The sequence below is a fragment of the Kluyvera sp. CHPC 1.251 genome (assembly GCF_036759945.1).
Taxonomy (GTDB): domain Bacteria; phylum Pseudomonadota; class Gammaproteobacteria; order Enterobacterales; family Enterobacteriaceae; genus Kluyvera; species Kluyvera sichuanensis.
Window position 1 is genome coordinate 164,467 of the sequence record NZ_JAPKIC010000005.1, and the last position, 16,964, is coordinate 181,430.

Sequence of the window (16,964 nt, forward strand, 5' to 3'; positions counted from 1 at the left end):
CTGAGTTTTTATCAGGAGTTCCCCTTTTATGCCTTCAGGTCGATTACAGCAGCAGTTCATCCGTTTATGGCAGTGCTGCGAGGGAAAATCGCAGGAGACCACGCTCAACTCACTGGCCGAGCTGCTCAGCTGCTCTCGTCGCCATATGCGCACGCTTTTGAACACCATGGAGGCGCGGGGATGGCTGACCTGGGAGGCGGAAGCCGGGCGTGGCAAGCGCTCTAAGCTAACTTTCCTCTATACCGGGTTAGCCCTTCAACAGCAGCGCGCAGAAGATCTGCTCGAGCAGGACAGGATCGATCAACTGGTACAGCTGGTCGGTGACAAGGCCGCGGTACGACAGATGCTGGTATCGCATCTGGGCCGCAGCTTCCGTCAGGGGCGGCATATTCTGCGAGTGCTTTACTATCGCCCGATGCGCAATTTGCTGCCGGGAACGGCGCTCCGGCGCTCGGAAACCCATATTGCGCGGCAAATCTTCAGTGCGCTGACCCGGGTAAATGAGGTAAATGGGGAACTGGAAGCGGATATTGCGCACCATTGGCAGGCCTTATCCCCATTACACTGGCGTTTTTACCTACGTCCCGGCATTCATTTTCATCACGGTCGCGAACTGGAGATGGACGACGTTATCAGTTCGCTGCATCGCAGCATGACGCTGCCGCTCTTTTCCAACATCACGCGCATTCATTCCCCTACCGCCTGGACGCTCGATGTCCATCTGAGCGAACCCGACCGCTGGCTGCCGTGGCTGCTGGGCCAGGTATCGGCGATGATCCTGCCGCGCGAATGGCAATCGCTCAGCGACTTCTCGCGCATGCCGGTGGGTACCGGGCCGTATGCCGTCGCCCGCAACAATCAAAACCAGCTGAAGATTCATGCGTTTGATGACTATTTCGGTTTTCGGGCGCTGATTGACGAAGTGAACGTCTGGGTACTGCCGGAAATCAGCGATGAGCCGAACGGCGGCCTGACGCTTCAGGGCACCACCCAGAGCGAGAAGGCGGTAGAAAGCCGCCTCGAAGAGGGCTGCTACTATCTGCTGTTTGATGCGCGCAGTTCGCGCGGCAACAACCCAGCTGTACGCCAGTGGCTGAGCCACATTTTCCACCCGAACAACCTGCTGTATCACGCGGGCGAGCAGCACCAGAGCCACTGGTTCCCGGCCTACGGCCTGCTGCCGCGCTGGCACCATGCCCGTAGCCACGCATGTGAAAAACCGGCAGGTCTTGAGTCGGTCACCCTCACCTACTACCGCGATCACGTTGAACACCGGACGATCGGTCAGATCATGGAGGCGCTGCTGGCGGCCCATCAGGTCAGACTAGTTATTCAGGAAGTGGATTACGACGAGTGGCATCGCGGTGAAGTGGTCAGCGATATCTGGCTGAACAGCGCCAACTTTACGCTGCCGCTCGATTTCTCGATCTTTGCCTACCTTTATGAAGTGCCGCTGATCCGCCACTGTATTCCCATCGATTGGGAGCAGGACGCGCAGCGCTGGCGCGAAGGAGAGCTTTCACTGCCCGACTGGTGCCAAAGTCTGCTGGCAAATCAGTCCATTGTGCCGCTGATTCACCACTGGCTGATGCTACAGGGCCAGCGCAGTATGCGCGGCGTTCGCATGAACACCCTGGGCTGGTTTGACTTTAAATCCGCCTGGTTTGCACCGCCGGATCCTTAAGGCTTTTGATTTATTCACGTAATCATTACAATGTGCCGTTCTCAACGGGGTGCTGATAAACATACACAAAATCATTCGTGCTGTATCACAAAACGCTTTAGCGTTTTGAACAGCGCTAGCGCTGGCCCCAAAGGGGCGAGGCTGGAAGCCGAGTAACGCGGCAAGTGAGTGAGTCCCCAGGAGCATAGATAACTATGTGACTGGGGCGAGCGAGCGTAGCCAACGCAGAGACAGCGCGAAGGATGAAGTGTATGGGCTGAGAGATACCCGTCGAACCTGATCCGGATAATCCCGGCGAAGGGATTTGAGGCTAACTCAAAATCCTTTGCCACCATTTTATAAAGGTGCAAAGTGCTCAAAAAATTACTCCCCCTGCTGGTGTTGGTTGCCGCTCCGGCCCTCGCCAAGCCTGTACTGACCGTCTATACCTATGACTCTTTTGCCGCTGATTGGGGCCCGGGCCCGGCGGTGAAAAAAGCGTTTGAAGCCGACTGCAACTGCGAGCTGAAGTACGTAGCGCTGGAAGACGGCGTTTCGCTGCTCAACCGCCTGCGCATGGAAGGCAAAAACAGCAAAGCCGATGTGGTGCTGGGGTTGGATAACAACCTGCTGCAGGCGGCAACCGACACCAAACTGTTTGCCAAAAGCAATGTGTCTACCACCGACGTTACCGTCCCGGGCGGCTGGAACAACGACACCTTCGTACCGTTCGACTACGGCTACTTCGCCTTCGTCTATGACAAAAACAAACTGAAGAACCCGCCTAAAAGTCTGAAGGAACTGGTCGAGAGCGATCAGAAATGGCGCGTAATTTATCAAGACCCACGCACCAGCACGCCGGGTCTCGGCCTGCTGCTGTGGATGCAAAAAGTCTACGGCGACAAAGCGCCGGAGGCCTGGCAGAAGCTAGCGGCGAAAACGGTCACCGTCACCAAAGGCTGGAGCGAAGCCTACGGTCTGTTCCTCAAAGGAGAAAGTGACCTGGTGCTGAGCTACACTACCTCTCCGGCGTACCACATCATCGACGAGAAGAAAGACAACTACGCGGCGGCGAACTTTAGCGAAGGCCACTACCTGCAGGTTGAAGTGGCGGCGAAAACCGCAGCCAGCAAACAGCAGAAGCTGGCAGATGAGTTCCTGAAGTTTATGGTCTCCCCGGCCTTCCAGAACACCATTCCCACCGGCAACTGGATGTACCCGGTGACCAACGTCACCCTGCCAGAAGGCTTTAATGGTCTGGTGAAACCGCAAACCGCGCTGGAGTTTACCCCTCAGCAGGTGGCTACCGAACGTCAAACCTGGATTAACGCATGGCTTCGCGCAGCCAGCCGCTAATCCCCCGCTGGCTGTATCCTGGGCTGACGGCAACCACGCTGATGGTTGCCGTCGCACTGGCGGCGTTTCTGGCGCTGTGGTTGAACGCGCCGGAAACGTCGTGGTCAACGCTACTCGGCGATAGCTATCTGTGGCACGTGGTGCGCTTCTCCTTCTGGCAGGCGTTCCTGTCAGCACTGCTCTCGGTTGTACCCGCCATTTTCCTCGCCCGGTCTCTCTACCGCCGACGTTTTCCTGGCCGTACGCTGCTGCTGCGACTGTGCGCCATGACGCTGATTCTGCCGGTACTGGTCGCCGTCTTCGGTATCCTGAGCGTCTACGGACGTCAGGGTTGGCTGGCCCAGCTTTTTGCCTGGCTTGGCTGGCAGTGGCGCTTCTCGCCCTACGGCCTGCAGGGTATTCTGCTAGCGCACGTTTTCTTTAATATGCCAATGGCGACCCGCCTGCTATTACAGGCGCTGGAGCAGATTCCCGGCGAGCAGCGCCAGCTTGCTGCCCAGTTGGGGATGCGCGGCTACCCGTTCTTCCGTCTGGTGGAATGGCCGTGGATGCGCCGGCAAATTCTGCCCATCGCCACGCTGATTTTCATGCTCTGCTTCGCCAGCTTTGCCACCGTACTTTCACTTGGCGGCGGGCCTTCCGCGACGACTATCGAGCTGGCTATCTACCAGTCGCTGAACTTTGATTACGACCCGGCGCGCGCAGCGATGCTGGCGCTGATTCAGATGGGCTGCTGTTTGATGCTGGTGCTGTTAAGCCAACGATTAAGCCGGGCGATTGCCGTCGGCAACAGCCACGTTCACGGCTGGCGCGACCCGGACGACCGCTGGCACAGCCGGATAGCTGACTCCGTGCTGATTCTTCTCACTTTACTGCTGCTGCTCCCCCCGCTGCTGGCAGTGGTGATTGACGGAGTCAATCCGTCAATGTCGCAGGTCTTTACCCAACCGGTACTCTGGCAGGCGCTGGGCACCTCGTTACGTATCGCCATTGCCGCTGGGGTTATCTGCGTGGTGCTGACCATGATGCTGTTGTGGAGCAGCCGCGAGCTGCGCGCCCGCAACCAGCCGCTCGCCGGGCAGGCGATGGAGCTAAGCGGCATGCTGATCCTCGCGATGCCGGGTATCGTACTGGCGACCGGCTTCTTCCTGCTACTCAACAATACCATTGGCCTGCCCGACTCCGCCGACGGCATTGTGATTTTCACCAACGCCCTGATGGCGGTACCTTATGCCCTCAAGGTGCTGGAAACGCCAATGCGCGATATTACCGCCCGCTACAGCATCCTGTGCGAGTCACTGGGGCTTTCTGGCTTTAATCGCCTGAAGGTGGTTGAGCTGCGTGCCCTGAAACGCCCGCTGGCGCAGGCGCTGGCTTTTGCCTGCGTGCTGTCGATTGGTGATTTCGGTGTGGTCGCGCTGTTCGGCAATGAGAATTTCCGTACGTTACCGTTTTATCTCTATCAGCAAATCGGCGCCTACCGCAGTCAGGACGGTGCGGTCACCGCGCTGATTTTGCTGCTGCTCTGCTTCCTGCTGTTCACCGTTATTGAAAAGTTACCCGGACGCCATGCTAAAACTGAATGATGTCACCTGGCTTTACCAGCACCTGCCGATGCGCTTTAGCACCTCGATTGCCCGGGGCGAAAAAGTGGCTATTCTCGGCCCCAGCGGCGCGGGAAAATCGACGCTGCTCAACCTGATAGCCGGCTTTCTGACGCCCGCCAGCGGTACGCTGATGCTCGAAGGCAGGATACATACCCATACGCCACCGTCGCAGCGCCCGGTATCGATGTTGTTTCAGGAAAACAATCTCTTTAGCCACCTGACCGTGCGTCAGAACATTGGGCTGGGCATGAGTCCGCGCCTGTCGCTCACCACTGAACAAGTGCGAAAGTTACAGGTGATTGCCGGGCAGATGGGCATTGAGTCGATGCTGGACAGGCTGCCCGGAGAACTCTCCGGCGGGCAACGTCAACGCGCCGCACTGGCACGGTGTCTGGTGCGCCAGCAGCCGATTCTACTGCTGGACGAACCGTTTTCGGCGCTCGACCCGGCGCTGCGACAGGAGATGCTGCAGCTGGTTGATGAAGTGTGTCAGCGACAAAACTTAACCCTGCTGATGGTTTCACACAGCGTAGAGGATGCAGCAAGCATTGCGCCGCGCGCGATGGTGGTTGCGGAAGGACGTATTGCCTGGGACGGGGATACGCAGAAATTATTGAGCGGGAAAGCGAGCGCGTCCGCGCTGCTCGGCATTCGTGCGTGATGTTCACACATCACAACCCCACCACCTTACGCAAAATCTCGATATACACCGGCATCAGTGGGTGACGAATTACGCTCACCAGCGCCACCACGCCCACACCCAGCATCAGCGGTGCCAGCAACAGCAAGCGCTGGCGCGTTAACAGCGCGCTCAGACGATCGTGATTCTCTTTTGCGCTGCGCCATAAGCGCCAGCATAGCCACGCCGCCAGCCACAGCAGCAGCGCCGCCGCCAACAGCAGCCATTTAAAGCTTGCGCTGTGCTCATCCGCAGGAATGTCGATTGCCGCACCGGCGAGAATCCCCGGCAGGAAGTAGAGCGGCGGCCACAGCAGGCAGCCAATAATATTGGGGGTAATAAACTTAGAAACCGGCAGATCAAGCATACCGGCAACCATCGGCACCAGCGGCCGCGTCGGCCCGACAAAGCGCCCCACCAGAATGGTGAACATGCTGTGCTGATGCAGCGCATGCTCGGTTTTATCCAGCAGGGATTTGTTTTTCTTCATAAATGACCAGCGGTGCAGCGGCTTTTTAAAGCGCCAGCCCAGCCAGAAAGAGACCCAATCGCCCAGCAGACAGCCAATAATGCCCACCATCCACGCCTGCCAGAAATTCACCTCACCGCTGCCGATAAGCGCGCCCAGCCCCGCCATCATTACGGTACCCGGCAGAATCAACCCGACCAGCGCCAGAGACTCCAGAAACGCCACCAGCGCCACCGCAATCAGTGAATAGGTCGTGGACTGAGTAATAAAGTGTTCCAGCAGTGCTTGCATAGTGTGTCCGGTTTGAAAACGAAGCAGGGATTCTCCAGACCGTCTCCCCCATCGTCAAGCCTTCAATTGTCTTTAGAGTTTACTGGCAAAGACAAAAACCAACACACCGCATTTCCTTTTCTTTACTTTTTATTCACACCCCGCGCGAAATTCGCTGGGGCTCGCGCCGGTGCATTTTTTAAATACGCGGGAGAAATAGAGCTGATCCTCAAAGCCAACGTTGCGCCCTACCGTGGCGATAGGCATACGCGTGGTGCTGAGCAGTAGCTTGGCCTGGCTGATGCGCTGATCCTCGCGCCAGCTCAGCACGCTCACACCAAGCTGCTGGCGGAACAGGTGCGACAGGCGCGACGGCGACAGGCACACGTGCTGCGCCACGCTGGCGATATCGAAATGGCTATCGGCAAGATGGTCGCTGATGTACTGGCAGGCATCGCGGACGCGGTTGTCCATCGGCGGGTGCAGCGATTCATTGATGGCTTCCATGCGGCGCAGCAGCAGCTGCTCCAGCAGGTTAATCGCCAGGTGCTCAGAGTAGCGCCCGATGCCCTGCCCGGCGTCGATAATCTTGCCAAACAGCTCGGAAACCTCCGCCTGATGCGCTTCATCCGGGCGATAAAAACCGGTCTGCGCGACGATGGCTGGCCAGTTGAGCCACTCGTGCCAATAGGCGCGCGGACGGAAGTAGACCCACTGGTGATACCACTCGCTGGCGTCCGGATGGCGGCCATAGTGGTGAATCTCCCCCGGAGGGAACAGCAACATATCACCCTGCCGGCAGACGAACTGTTTGCCCTGATTCTCTATCACCCCTTCACCACGCACTGTCAGGTTGAGGATAAACCCCTTCATGCCCAGCGGACGGTCGATAAAGAAATCCAGATAGCCACCGGCTTCAATCGGCGTTAAGCCCGCGACCAGATGGGCGTTAAATGAATAGCCCGGTAGCAGGGGATCGTTTTGCATTTCAGCCATGGCTGCTCGCTCTCGCTTATCTCAGAAGAAACCAATTATCCATATTCGGCTTTTTAGCGTTATCCCCAGCATGCGCCAGGAGCAATGTCGGCCTTGCTTCAGACACCCCTTGATGAACAAGGCATTCAGAGAGCAAATCCGCGAATCTGTCCTCTTCAGGGTAACAACTAAAGTGTCTATAAAGACGGCAGAAAAGTCCACATTGAATATTTGCACGGCGTCACACTTTGAATGGTCACAGCAAGATTATCCATAAGATTAGCGGTTCCAGCCTGACGGTTTTTAGCGGGGATATCTACTGTTTCACTATCACGTATTCTTTGAGATGGAGTAACACGATGGCAATCGCAATTGGCCTCGATTTTGGCAGTGACTCAGTCCGTGCCCTGGCGGTAGATTGTGCGACGGGCGAAGAGATCGCGACCAGCGTCGAATGGTATCCACGCTGGCAGGAAGGGCGTTTCTGCGACGCGCCAAATAACCGTTTTCGCCACCATCCGCGCGACTATATCGAATCGATGGAAGCCGCGCTAAAGGGCGTAATGGCCGAACTCTCCAGCGCACAACGTGCTGATGTGGTCGGCATTGGCGTCGACAGCACCGGCTCAACGCCCGCGCCTATTGATGCCGACGGCAACGTGCTGGCACTCAAAGAGGAGTTCGCCAATAACCCGAACGCCATGTTCGTACTGTGGAAAGACCATACCGCAGTAGAAGAGGCGGAAGCCATCACCCGCCTGTGCCACCAGCCGGGCAAAGAAGACTACTCCCGCTATATTGGTGGCATTTATTCCAGCGAATGGTTCTGGGCCAAAATCCTGCACGTTACCCGCGAAGACAGCGCGGTGGCGCAGGCTGCCGCTTCGTGGATTGAGCTGTGCGACTGGATTCCAGCCCTGCTCTCCGGCACCACTCGCCCGCAGGATATTCGCCGCGGCCGCTGCAGCGCCGGGCACAAGTCGCTGTGGCACGACAGCTGGGGCGGCCTGCCGCCTGCGGCGTTCTTCGATGAGCTCGACCCTATTCTGAATCAACATCTGCCGTGCCCGTTATTTAGCGAAACCTGGACGGCGGATATTCCTGTCGGCAACCTGACCGCCGACTGGGCCGAACGTCTGGGGCTTTCCACCAAAGTGGCGATCTCCGGCGGCGCATTCGATTGCCACATGGGCGCCGTTGGCGCAGGTGCTCAACCCAATGCGCTGGTCAAAGTTATCGGCACCTCAACCTGCGACATCTTAATTGCCGACAAAAATAGCGTCGGCAGCCGCACGGTAAAAGGCATCTGCGGCCAGGTTGACGGCAGCGTAGTACCGAACTTTATCGGCATGGAAGCGGGCCAGTCCGCCTTCGGCGACATCTACGCCTGGTTTGGCCGCGTGCTCGGCTGGCCGCTGGAACAGCTTGCCGCGCAGCACCCCGAGCTGAAAGAGCAGATCAAAGCCAGCCAGAAACAGCTGCTGCCAGCCCTGACAGAAGCCTGGGCCAACAATCCGTCGCTCGACCATCTGCCGGTGGTTCTCGACTGGTTTAATGGCCGCCGTACCCCGAACGCCAACCAGCGTTTGAAAGGGGTGATCACCGATCTTAACCTCGCCACCGACGCCCCGGCGCTGTTCGGCGGGCTGATTGCCGCCACCGCTTTTGGCGCCCGCGCCATTATGGAGTGCTTCACCGAGCAAGGTATTCCGGTCAACAACGTGATGGCATTGGGCGGCATCGCCCGTAAAAACCGCGTCATCATGCAGGCCTGCTGCGACGTTCTGAACCGTCCGTTGCAAATTGTCGCCTCTGACCAATGCTGTGCGCTGGGCGCGGCCATTTTCGCCGCCGTTGCCGCACGCGTACATAGCGATATTCCGGCGGCCCAGCAACAAATGGCCAGCCGCGTCGAACACACCTTACAGCCGCGACTACAGCAGGCGCAGCGCTTTGAAGCGCTTTATCAGCGCTACCTGCAGTGGGCCGAGAGCGCCGAACAACACTATCTCCCTGCTGCATCCGCGGAAAAATCCGCGGCTTCTCAGGCAGCCCTGACTCATTAAGGATACGACTATGACCGTTTTTGATAATTATGAAGTGTGGTTTGTCATTGGTAGCCAGCACCTGTACGGGCCGGAAACGCTACGCCAGGTAACGCAAAACGCGGAGCAGGTCGTCAAAGCCTTAAATACCGAAGCGAAGCTGCCGTGCAAACTGGTGCTGAAACCGCTGGGTACGCGCCCGGATGAGATCACCGCCATCTGCCGCGATGCGAACTACGATGACAAATGCGCGGGAATGATCGTCTGGCTGCACACCTTCTCTCCGGCGAAGATGTGGATCAACGGCCTGACCATCCTTAACAAACCGCTGCTGCAGTTCCACACCCAGTTCAACGCGTCTCTGCCATGGGACAGCATTGATATGGACTTTATGAACCTGAACCAGACCGCGCACGGCGGCCGCGAGTTCGGCTTTATTGGCGCACGTATGCGTCAGCAGCACAGCGTGGTCACCGGCCACTGGCAGGATAAACGTGCCCACGAGCGTATCGGCTCCTGGATGCGCCAGGCCGTGTCTAAACAGGATACCCGTCAACTGAAAGTGTGCCGCTTTGGCGACAATATGCGTGAAGTGGCGGTAACCGACGGCGATAAAGTGGCGGCACAGATTAAGTTCGGTTTCTCCGTCAACACCTGGGCGGTCGGCGACCTGGTGCAGGTGGTTAACGCCGTGACCGACGGTGAAATCAGCGCGCTAATCGACGAATACGAAAGCAGCTACCGCTTCACCGCTGCCACCCAAGTCCATGGCGACAAACGCCAGAACGTGCTGGACGCGGCGCGCATCGAACTGGGGATGAAACGTTTCCTGGAAGAAGGCGGTTTCCACGCCTTCACCACCACTTTTGAAGATTTGCACGGCCTGAAGCAGCTCCCAGGCCTCGCCGTGCAGCGCCTGATGCAGCAAGGCTACGGCTTTGCCGGCGAAGGCGACTGGAAAACCGCCGCCCTGCTTCGCATTATGAAAGTGATGTCGACCGGTCTACAGGGCGGCACCTCATTTATGGAAGATTATACCTACCACTTCAACGGCGGTAACGACCTGGTGCTCGGCTCGCACATGCTGGAAGTGTGCCCGTCCATCGCCGTGGCGGAAAAACCGCTGCTTGATGTGCAGCATCTGGGCATTGGCGGTAAAGCGGACCCTGCGCGTCTTATCTTCAACACCCAGACCGGCCCGGCCGTTGTCGCCAGCCTGATCGACCTCGGCGACCGCTATCGCCTGTTGGTTAACACCATCGAAACGGTGAAAACCCCGCACGACCTGCCGAAACTGCCGGTAGCCAATGCGCTGTGGAAAGCCCATCCGAATCTGGAAACCGCCTCAGAAGCGTGGATCCTGGCCGGTGGCGCACACCACACCGTGTTCAGCCACGCGCTGACGCTGGACGATATGCGCCAGTTCGCTGAACTGCACGATATCGAAATTGCCGTCATCGACAACGACACCCACCTGCCAGCGTTCAAAGACGCGCTGCGCTGGAATGAAGTGTATTACGGGTTCAAACGTTAAGCCGATTTTCCCCTCACCCTAACCCTCTCCCCCCAAGGGGAGAGGGAACCGATCGCCCACATATTCGCCTTTCCCCTCTCCCTCCGGGAGAGGGCCGGGGTGAGGGAAATTCAGACTCGGAGCAAAACATGCTAGAAGAACTCAAACGCCAGGTGCTGGAAGCCAACCTGGCGCTGCCAAAACACAATCTGGTCACTCTGACCTGGGGCAACGTCAGCGCCGTCGACCGCGAGCGCGGCGTACTGGTTATCAAACCCTCAGGCGTCGATTACAGCGTGATGACCGCCGAGGATATGGTGGTAGTGAGCCTGGCAACCGGTGAAGTGGTTGAAGGCAATAAAAAACCGTCCTCGGACACCCCGACTCATCGCCTGCTGTATCAGGCATTCCCCACGCTCGGCGGCATTGTCCATACCCACTCCCGCCACGCGACCATCTGGGCACAGGCGGGACAATCCATCCCGGCAACCGGCACCACCCACGCGGACTATTTCTACGGCTCGGTGCCCTGCACGCGCCTGATGACCGACGCGGAGATCAACGGCGACTACGAATGGGAAACCGGCGCGGTGATCGTTGAAACCTTCCGCGAGAATGACATCGACCCGGCGCAGATGCCCGGCGTGCTGGTGCACTCCCACGGCCCGTTTGCCTGGGGCAAGAATGCCGAAGACGCGGTACATAACGCCATCGTGCTGGAAGAGATTGCCTATATGGGCATCTTCTGCCGCCAACTCGCACCGCAGTTGCCGGATATGCAGCAGACGCTGCTGGATAAACACTATCTGCGCAAGCATGGGGCAAAAGCCTATTACGGGCAGTAGCAGGAGATAGCCTGTAGCCCGGACGAGGCGCAGCCGACTCCGGGAACTCACCACCAACCCCTGTATAAACCACCAGCACTCTCCCGTAAACCAGGCTATAATCAAGCCTGGTTTTTTTATGGATGAGCTCACGCGTGACCCAGCCCCAAGCAGGTTTTCTCCTTACCCGTCACTGGCGGGATACCCCGCAGGGTACTGAACTGGCTTTCTGGCTAGCGACCGATAACGGCCCGCTGCAGGTCACGCTGCCGCCGCAGGAATCGGTAGCCTTTATCCCCGAAGCTCAGCGCGCGCAGGTTGAACGCCTGCTGCGGGGCGAAAACGGCCTGCGACTGGCTCCGCTCACGCTCAAAGATTTCCACCGTCAGCCAGTTTTCGGCCTCTACTGCCGCGCCCATCGCCAGCTGATGCGGCTGGAAAAACTGCTGCGTGAAAACGGCATTACCGTTTACGAAGCCGATATTCGTCCGCCAGAGCGCTACCTGATGGAGCGTTTTATTACCGCGCCGGTATGGGTGGAAGGCACGCCGCGCGGTTCGATACTGACGCAGGCGCGCATGAAGCCCAACCCGGAGTACCGCCCGCCGCTGAAGTGGGTGTCGCTGGATATCGAAACCAGCCGCCACGGCGAGCTTTACTGCATTGGCCTTGAAGGCTGCGGTCAGCGCACCGTCTATATGCTTGGTGCAGAACCTGAGCAGCCGCCGCAGGTGGATTTTCATCTTGAATATGTCGCCAGCCGCCCGCTGCTGCTGGAAAAGCTCAATGCCTGGTTTGCCGAACACGACCCGGACGTACTGATTGGCTGGAACGTGGTGCAGTTCGACCTGCGCGTGCTGCAAAAAAGCGCCGAACGCTACCGGGTGCCGCTGCTATTAGGGCGCGGCAACAGCGAGCTGGAGTGGCGTGAGCACGGCTTTAAGAACGGCGTGTTCTTCGCACAGGCTGCCGGTCGCCTGATTATCGACGGCATTGACGCACTGAAATCCGCTTTCTGGAGCTTTACCTCGTTTTCACTGGAGAACGTCGCTCGGGAGTTGCTGGGTGAAGGCAAAGCCATCGATAACCCATGGGATCGAATGGACGAAATTGACCGCCGTTTCGCCGAAGATAAACCCGCATTAGCTACCTATAACCTCAAAGACTGCGAGCTGGTCACGCGCATCTTCCACAAAACCGAGATCATGCCATTCTTGCTGGAACGCGCAACGGTCAACGGACTGGCGGTTGACCGGCACGGCGGTTCAGTGGCGGCCTTCAGCCACCTCTATTTCCCCCGTATGCACCGCCTCGGCTACGTCGCGCCCAATCTCGGCGAAGTGCCACCGCAGGCGAGCCCCGGCGGCTATGTTATGGACTCACGACCCGGCCTCTACGACTCCGTGCTGGTGCTGGACTACAAAAGCCTGTACCCGTCGATCATCCGCTCGTTTCTGATTGACCCGGTTGGGCTGATTGAAGGCATGGCGCATCCGGATACGCAGCGCAGCACCGAAGGCTTTCTCGACGCCTGGTTCTCTCGCGACAAACACTGCCTGCCGGGGATCGTCAGCCAGATCTGGCACGCCCGCGATGAAGCCAAGCTGCATAAAAACAAACCCCTGTCGCAGGCGTTGAAGATCATTATGAATGCCTTCTATGGTGTGCTGGGTACCAGCGCCTGCCGCTTTTTCGATCCGCGCCTGGCGTCGTCGATCACCATGCGCGGTCACGCGATCATGCGTCAGACTAAAGCGTTGATTGAGTCCCAGGGCTACGACGTGATCTACGGCGACACCGACTCCACCTTCGTCTGGCTTAAACGCGCACATGGCGAAGAAGAAGCTGGGGCAATTGGCCGTTCGCTGGTCGATTTTGTGAACACGTGGTGGGCCGACGAGCTGCAGAAAAAAGGGCTGACCAGTGCGCTGGAGCTGGAATTTGAAACCCACTTCTGCCGCTTCCTGATGCCGACCATCCGCGGCGCCGATACCGGCAGCAAAAAGCGCTATGCGGGGATGATTCAGGAAGGCAGCGAACAGCGGATGCTGTACAAAGGGCTGGAAACGGTACGTACCGACTGGACGCCGCTGGCGCAGCAGTTCCAGCAGGCGCTTTACCTGCGCATTTTCCGCAATGAGCCGTACCGGGACTTTATCCTTGAAACCATTGATAAGCTGATGGCGGGCGAGCTCGATGAACAGCTGGTCTACCGCAAGCAGCTGCGCCGTCCACTGGCGGAATATCAGAAAAATATTCCGCCGCACGTGCGCGCCGCCCGCCTTGCCGATGAGCACAACGTGCGGTTAGGCCGCCCGCAGCAATATCAGCAGCGCGGCAGCATTCGCTACGTCTGGACCACCAACGGCCCGGAACCCGTGGCCTACCAGCAATCACCGCTCGATTACGACCACTACCTGACGAAACAATTAGCCCCGGTAGCCGAAGGAATTCTCCCCTTTGTCGACGATGATTTTGCTACAATAGTGACAGGGCAACTGGGTCTATTTTGACAGGTGACTAACGTCTCGCCATCCAGTACCATAGCGCCCTTTCCATTCCTGGACCAAATTCACTCGCCGCCTGCTTTCAAAGGTGGTGGATGGATATTGCCTGCAATTTATTAAAGATAGAGCCGAACGCATATGCCTTTTACACTTGGTCAACGCTGGATCAGCGATACAGAAAGCGAACTGGGACTTGGTACCGTTGTTGCAATGGATGCACGCACCGTCACCCTACTCTTTCCGGCAACCGGAGAGAATCGTCTGTATGCCCGTAGCGACTCCCCCGTGACCCGCGTAATGTTTAATCCCGGCGACACGATCACAAGCCATGAAGGCTGGCAGTTGCTCGTTGACGAAGTTATCGAAGAAAATGGCCTGTTGGCCTACATTGGCACCCGCCAGGACACCGAAGAGACCGGCGTCATGATGCGTGAAGTGCTGCTCGACAGCAAACTGGTGTTCAGCAAACCGCAGGACCGTCTCTTTGCCGGGCAGATCGACCGTATGGACCGCTTTGCTCTGCGCTACCGCGCGCGTAAATACCAGAGTGAACAGTACCGCATGCCGTGGAGCGGCCTGCGCGGCCAGCGCACTAGCCTTATCCCGCACCAGCTCAATATCGCCCATGACGTGGGCCGTCGCCATGCGCCGCGCGTCCTGCTGGCGGACGAAGTGGGCTTAGGCAAAACCATCGAAGCCGGGATGATCCTGCACCAACAGCTGCTGTCCGGTGCCGCTCAGCGCGTACTGATCATCGTCCCGGAAACCCTGCAGCATCAGTGGCTGGTTGAAATGCTGCGCCGCTTCAACCTGCGCTTTGCGCTGTTCGACGACGAACGCTACGCCGAAGCCCAGCACGATGCCTACAACCCGTTTGAAACCGAACAGCTGGTTATCTGCTCGCTGGATTTCGTGCGCCGCAACAAGCAGCGTCTGGAAAACCTGTGCGAAGCCGAGTGGGATATCATGGTGGTCGACGAAGCGCACCACCTGGTGTGGAGCGAAGAGGCGCCAAGCCGCGAATATCAGGCCATTGAACAGCTCGCCGAACGCGTGCCTGGCGTACTGCTGCTGACGGCAACCCCGGAACAGCTGGGAATGGAAAGCCACTTCGCTCGTCTGCGTCTGCTGGATCCAAACCGCTTCCACGATTTTGAGCAGTTTGTTGAAGAACAGAAAAACTACCGCCCGGTAGCCGATGCCGTCGCCCTGCTGCTGGCAGGCAACAAGCTCAGCAACGGCGAACTGAACATGCTGGGTGAGCTGATTGGCGAGCAGGATATCGAAGCCCTGCTGCAGACCGCTAACAGCGATCGCGACGGCGCAGAAGCCGCTCGTCAGGAACTGATCAGCATGCTGATGGACCGCCACGGCACCAGCCGCGTGCTGTTCCGTAACACCCGTAACGGCGTGAAAGGCTTCCCGAAACGCGAACTGCACACCATCAAGCTGCCGTTGCCGATGCAGTATCAGACGGCGATTAAAGTCTCCGGCATTATGGGTACCCGTAAGAGCGCAGAAGAACGCGCCCGCGACATGCTCTACCCGGAGCAGATTTATCAGGAATTCGAAGGCGATACCGGCACCTGGTGGAACTTCGACCCGCGCGTAGAATGGCTGATGGGCTACCTGACCAGCCACCGCTCGCAGAAAGTGCTGGTTATCTGCGCCAAGGCCGCCACCGCGCTGCAACTGGAGCAGGTTCTGCGCGAGCGCGAAGGCATCCGTGCCGCCGTGTTCCACGAAGGCATGTCGATTATTGAACGTGACCGCGCCGCCGCCTGGTTCGGCGAAGAAGATAGCGGCGCGCAGGTACTGCTGTGCTCGGAAATCGGTTCGGAAGGCCGTAACTTCCAGTTCGCCAGCAACCTGGTGATGTTCGATCTGCCGTTCAACCCGGATCTGCTGGAGCAGCGCATCGGCCGTCTGGACCGTATCGGTCAAGCGCACGACATTCAGATTCACGTGCCGTTCCTGGAAAAAACCGCCCAGTCGGTACTGGTTCGCTGGTTCCACGAAGGGCTGGACGCGTTTGAGCATACCTGCCCAACCGGCCGTACCATTTACGACAGCGTGCATGACCAACTGATTAACTACCTGGCGGCGCCGGAGAACAGCGATGGCTTCGACGACCTCATCAAGAGCTGCCGCGAACAGCACGAAGCGCTGAAAACCCAGCTGGAACAGGGGCGCGACCGTCTGCTGGAGATCCACTCCAACGGCGGTGAAAAAGCGCAGGCGCTGGCGGAAAGCATCGAAGAGCAGGATGACGACACCAACCTGATCGCCTTCGCCATGAACCTGTTTGATATCGTCGGTATCAACCAGGACGATCGCGGCGAGCACCTGATCGTACTGACCCCATCTGATCACATGCTGGTGCCGGACTTCCCGGGTCTGCCGGAAGACGGTTGTACCGTGACCTTCGAGCGTGACGTCGCGCTGTCCCGCGAAGATGCGCAGTTCCTGACCTGGGAACACCCGCTGATTCACAACGGCCTGGATCTGATCCTCTCCGGTGATACCGGCAGCAGCACTATTTCCCTGTTGAAGAACAAAGCGCTGCCGGTGGGTACACTGCTGGTCGAGCTGATTTATGTGGTTGAAGCGCAGGCGCCGAAACAGCTGCAGCTCAATCGCTTCCTGCCGCCAACGCCAGTGCGTATGCTGCTGGATAAGAATGGCACCAACCTCGCCGCCCAGGTCGAGTTTGAGACCTTTAACCGTCAGCTCAGCGCGGTAAACCGCCATACCGGCAGTAAGCTGGTGAACGCGGTACAGCAGGATGTGCATACCATTCTGCAAAAAGGCGAAGCGCAGATTGAGCAAGCCGCTCAGGCGTTGATTACCGCGGCCCGTGAAGAGGCGGACGAGAAGCTCAGCGCTGAACTGTCGCGTCTGGAAGCGTTGAAAGCGGTGAACCCAAACATCCGCGACGACGAACTGTCCGCGATTGAAAGCAACCGCCAGCAGGTGATGGAAAGCCTGTCACAGGCGGGATGGCGTCTGGACGCGCTGCGTCTTATCGTCGTCACTCACCAGTAATCGGAGCCGCT

At 58.4% G+C, this 16,964-nt stretch carries 11 protein-coding genes; 9 read left to right on the forward strand and 2 right to left on the reverse strand.

Going from position 1 to position 16,964, the window contains the following annotated elements:
• Positions 1–28: 28 nt before the first annotated feature.
• The 4 genes from sgrR (at position 29) to thiQ (ending at position 5,287) form a co-directional block, all read left to right on the forward strand.
• Complete coding sequence (gene sgrR, locus V6940_RS11970; protein WP_333495999.1) at positions 29–1,684, forward strand: HTH-type transcriptional regulator SgrR; 1,656 nt, start codon at positions 29–31, stop codon at positions 1,682–1,684.
• Between the two features lie 351 nt (positions 1,685–2,035).
• The gene (thiB, locus tag V6940_RS11975; RefSeq protein ID WP_333496000.1) at positions 2,036–3,019 is read left to right on the forward strand and encodes a thiamine ABC transporter substrate binding subunit; all 984 of its coding nucleotides are present in this window, start codon (positions 2,036–2,038) and stop codon (positions 3,017–3,019) included.
• Positions 2,995–4,605 carry a thiamine/thiamine pyrophosphate ABC transporter permease ThiP gene (gene thiP / locus V6940_RS11980; protein ID WP_333496001.1) on the forward strand — a complete coding sequence of 537 codons (1,611 nt, stop codon included), beginning with the start codon at positions 2,995–2,997 and terminating at the stop codon, positions 4,603–4,605. Before thiB ends, thiP begins: the two co-directional genes overlap by 25 nt.
• Positions 4,589–5,287, forward strand: a complete 699-nt coding sequence (gene thiQ, locus V6940_RS11985; RefSeq protein ID WP_333496002.1) for a thiamine ABC transporter ATP-binding protein ThiQ — start codon at positions 4,589–4,591, stop codon at positions 5,285–5,287. The genes thiP and thiQ overlap by 17 nt, the downstream gene beginning before the upstream one ends.
• A gap of 10 nt (positions 5,288–5,297) precedes the next feature.
• On the opposite strand, the gene V6940_RS11990 is transcribed toward thiQ, so the two are convergent.
• The gene (locus V6940_RS11990) at positions 5,298–6,065 is read right to left on the reverse strand and encodes a DedA family protein (RefSeq protein ID WP_333496003.1); all 768 of its coding nucleotides are present in this window, start codon (positions 6,063–6,065) and stop codon (positions 5,298–5,300) included.
• A gap of 129 nt (positions 6,066–6,194) precedes the next feature.
• Entirely contained in the window at positions 6,195–7,040 is an 846-nt protein-coding gene (araC, locus tag V6940_RS11995; protein ID WP_333496004.1) for an arabinose operon transcriptional regulator AraC, read from the reverse strand.
• A gap of 338 nt (positions 7,041–7,378) precedes the next feature.
• On the opposite strand from araC, the gene araB reads away from it, so the two are divergent.
• From araB to rapA, 5 genes are all read left to right on the forward strand, one after another.
• On the forward strand, positions 7,379–9,085 hold the full coding sequence (araB, locus tag V6940_RS12000) for a ribulokinase (protein ID WP_333496005.1): 1,707 nt from the start codon (positions 7,379–7,381) through the stop codon (positions 9,083–9,085).
• A 10-nt stretch (positions 9,086–9,095) separates the two neighbouring features.
• Entirely contained in the window at positions 9,096–10,598 is a 1,503-nt protein-coding gene (araA, locus tag V6940_RS12005; protein ID WP_333496006.1) for an L-arabinose isomerase, read from the forward strand.
• Between the two features lie 128 nt (positions 10,599–10,726).
• Positions 10,727–11,422 (forward strand): L-ribulose-5-phosphate 4-epimerase, encoded by a 696-nt coding sequence (gene araD, locus V6940_RS12010; protein WP_333496007.1) that lies wholly within the window; start codon positions 10,727–10,729, stop codon positions 11,420–11,422.
• A 122-nt stretch (positions 11,423–11,544) separates the two neighbouring features.
• Complete coding sequence (polB, locus tag V6940_RS12015) at positions 11,545–13,914, forward strand: DNA polymerase II (protein ID WP_333496008.1); 2,370 nt, start codon at positions 11,545–11,547, stop codon at positions 13,912–13,914.
• A gap of 132 nt (positions 13,915–14,046) precedes the next feature.
• On the forward strand, positions 14,047–16,953 hold the full coding sequence (gene rapA / locus V6940_RS12020) for an RNA polymerase-associated protein RapA (RefSeq protein ID WP_333496009.1): 2,907 nt from the start codon (positions 14,047–14,049) through the stop codon (positions 16,951–16,953).
• Positions 16,954–16,964: the final 11 nt, after the last annotated feature.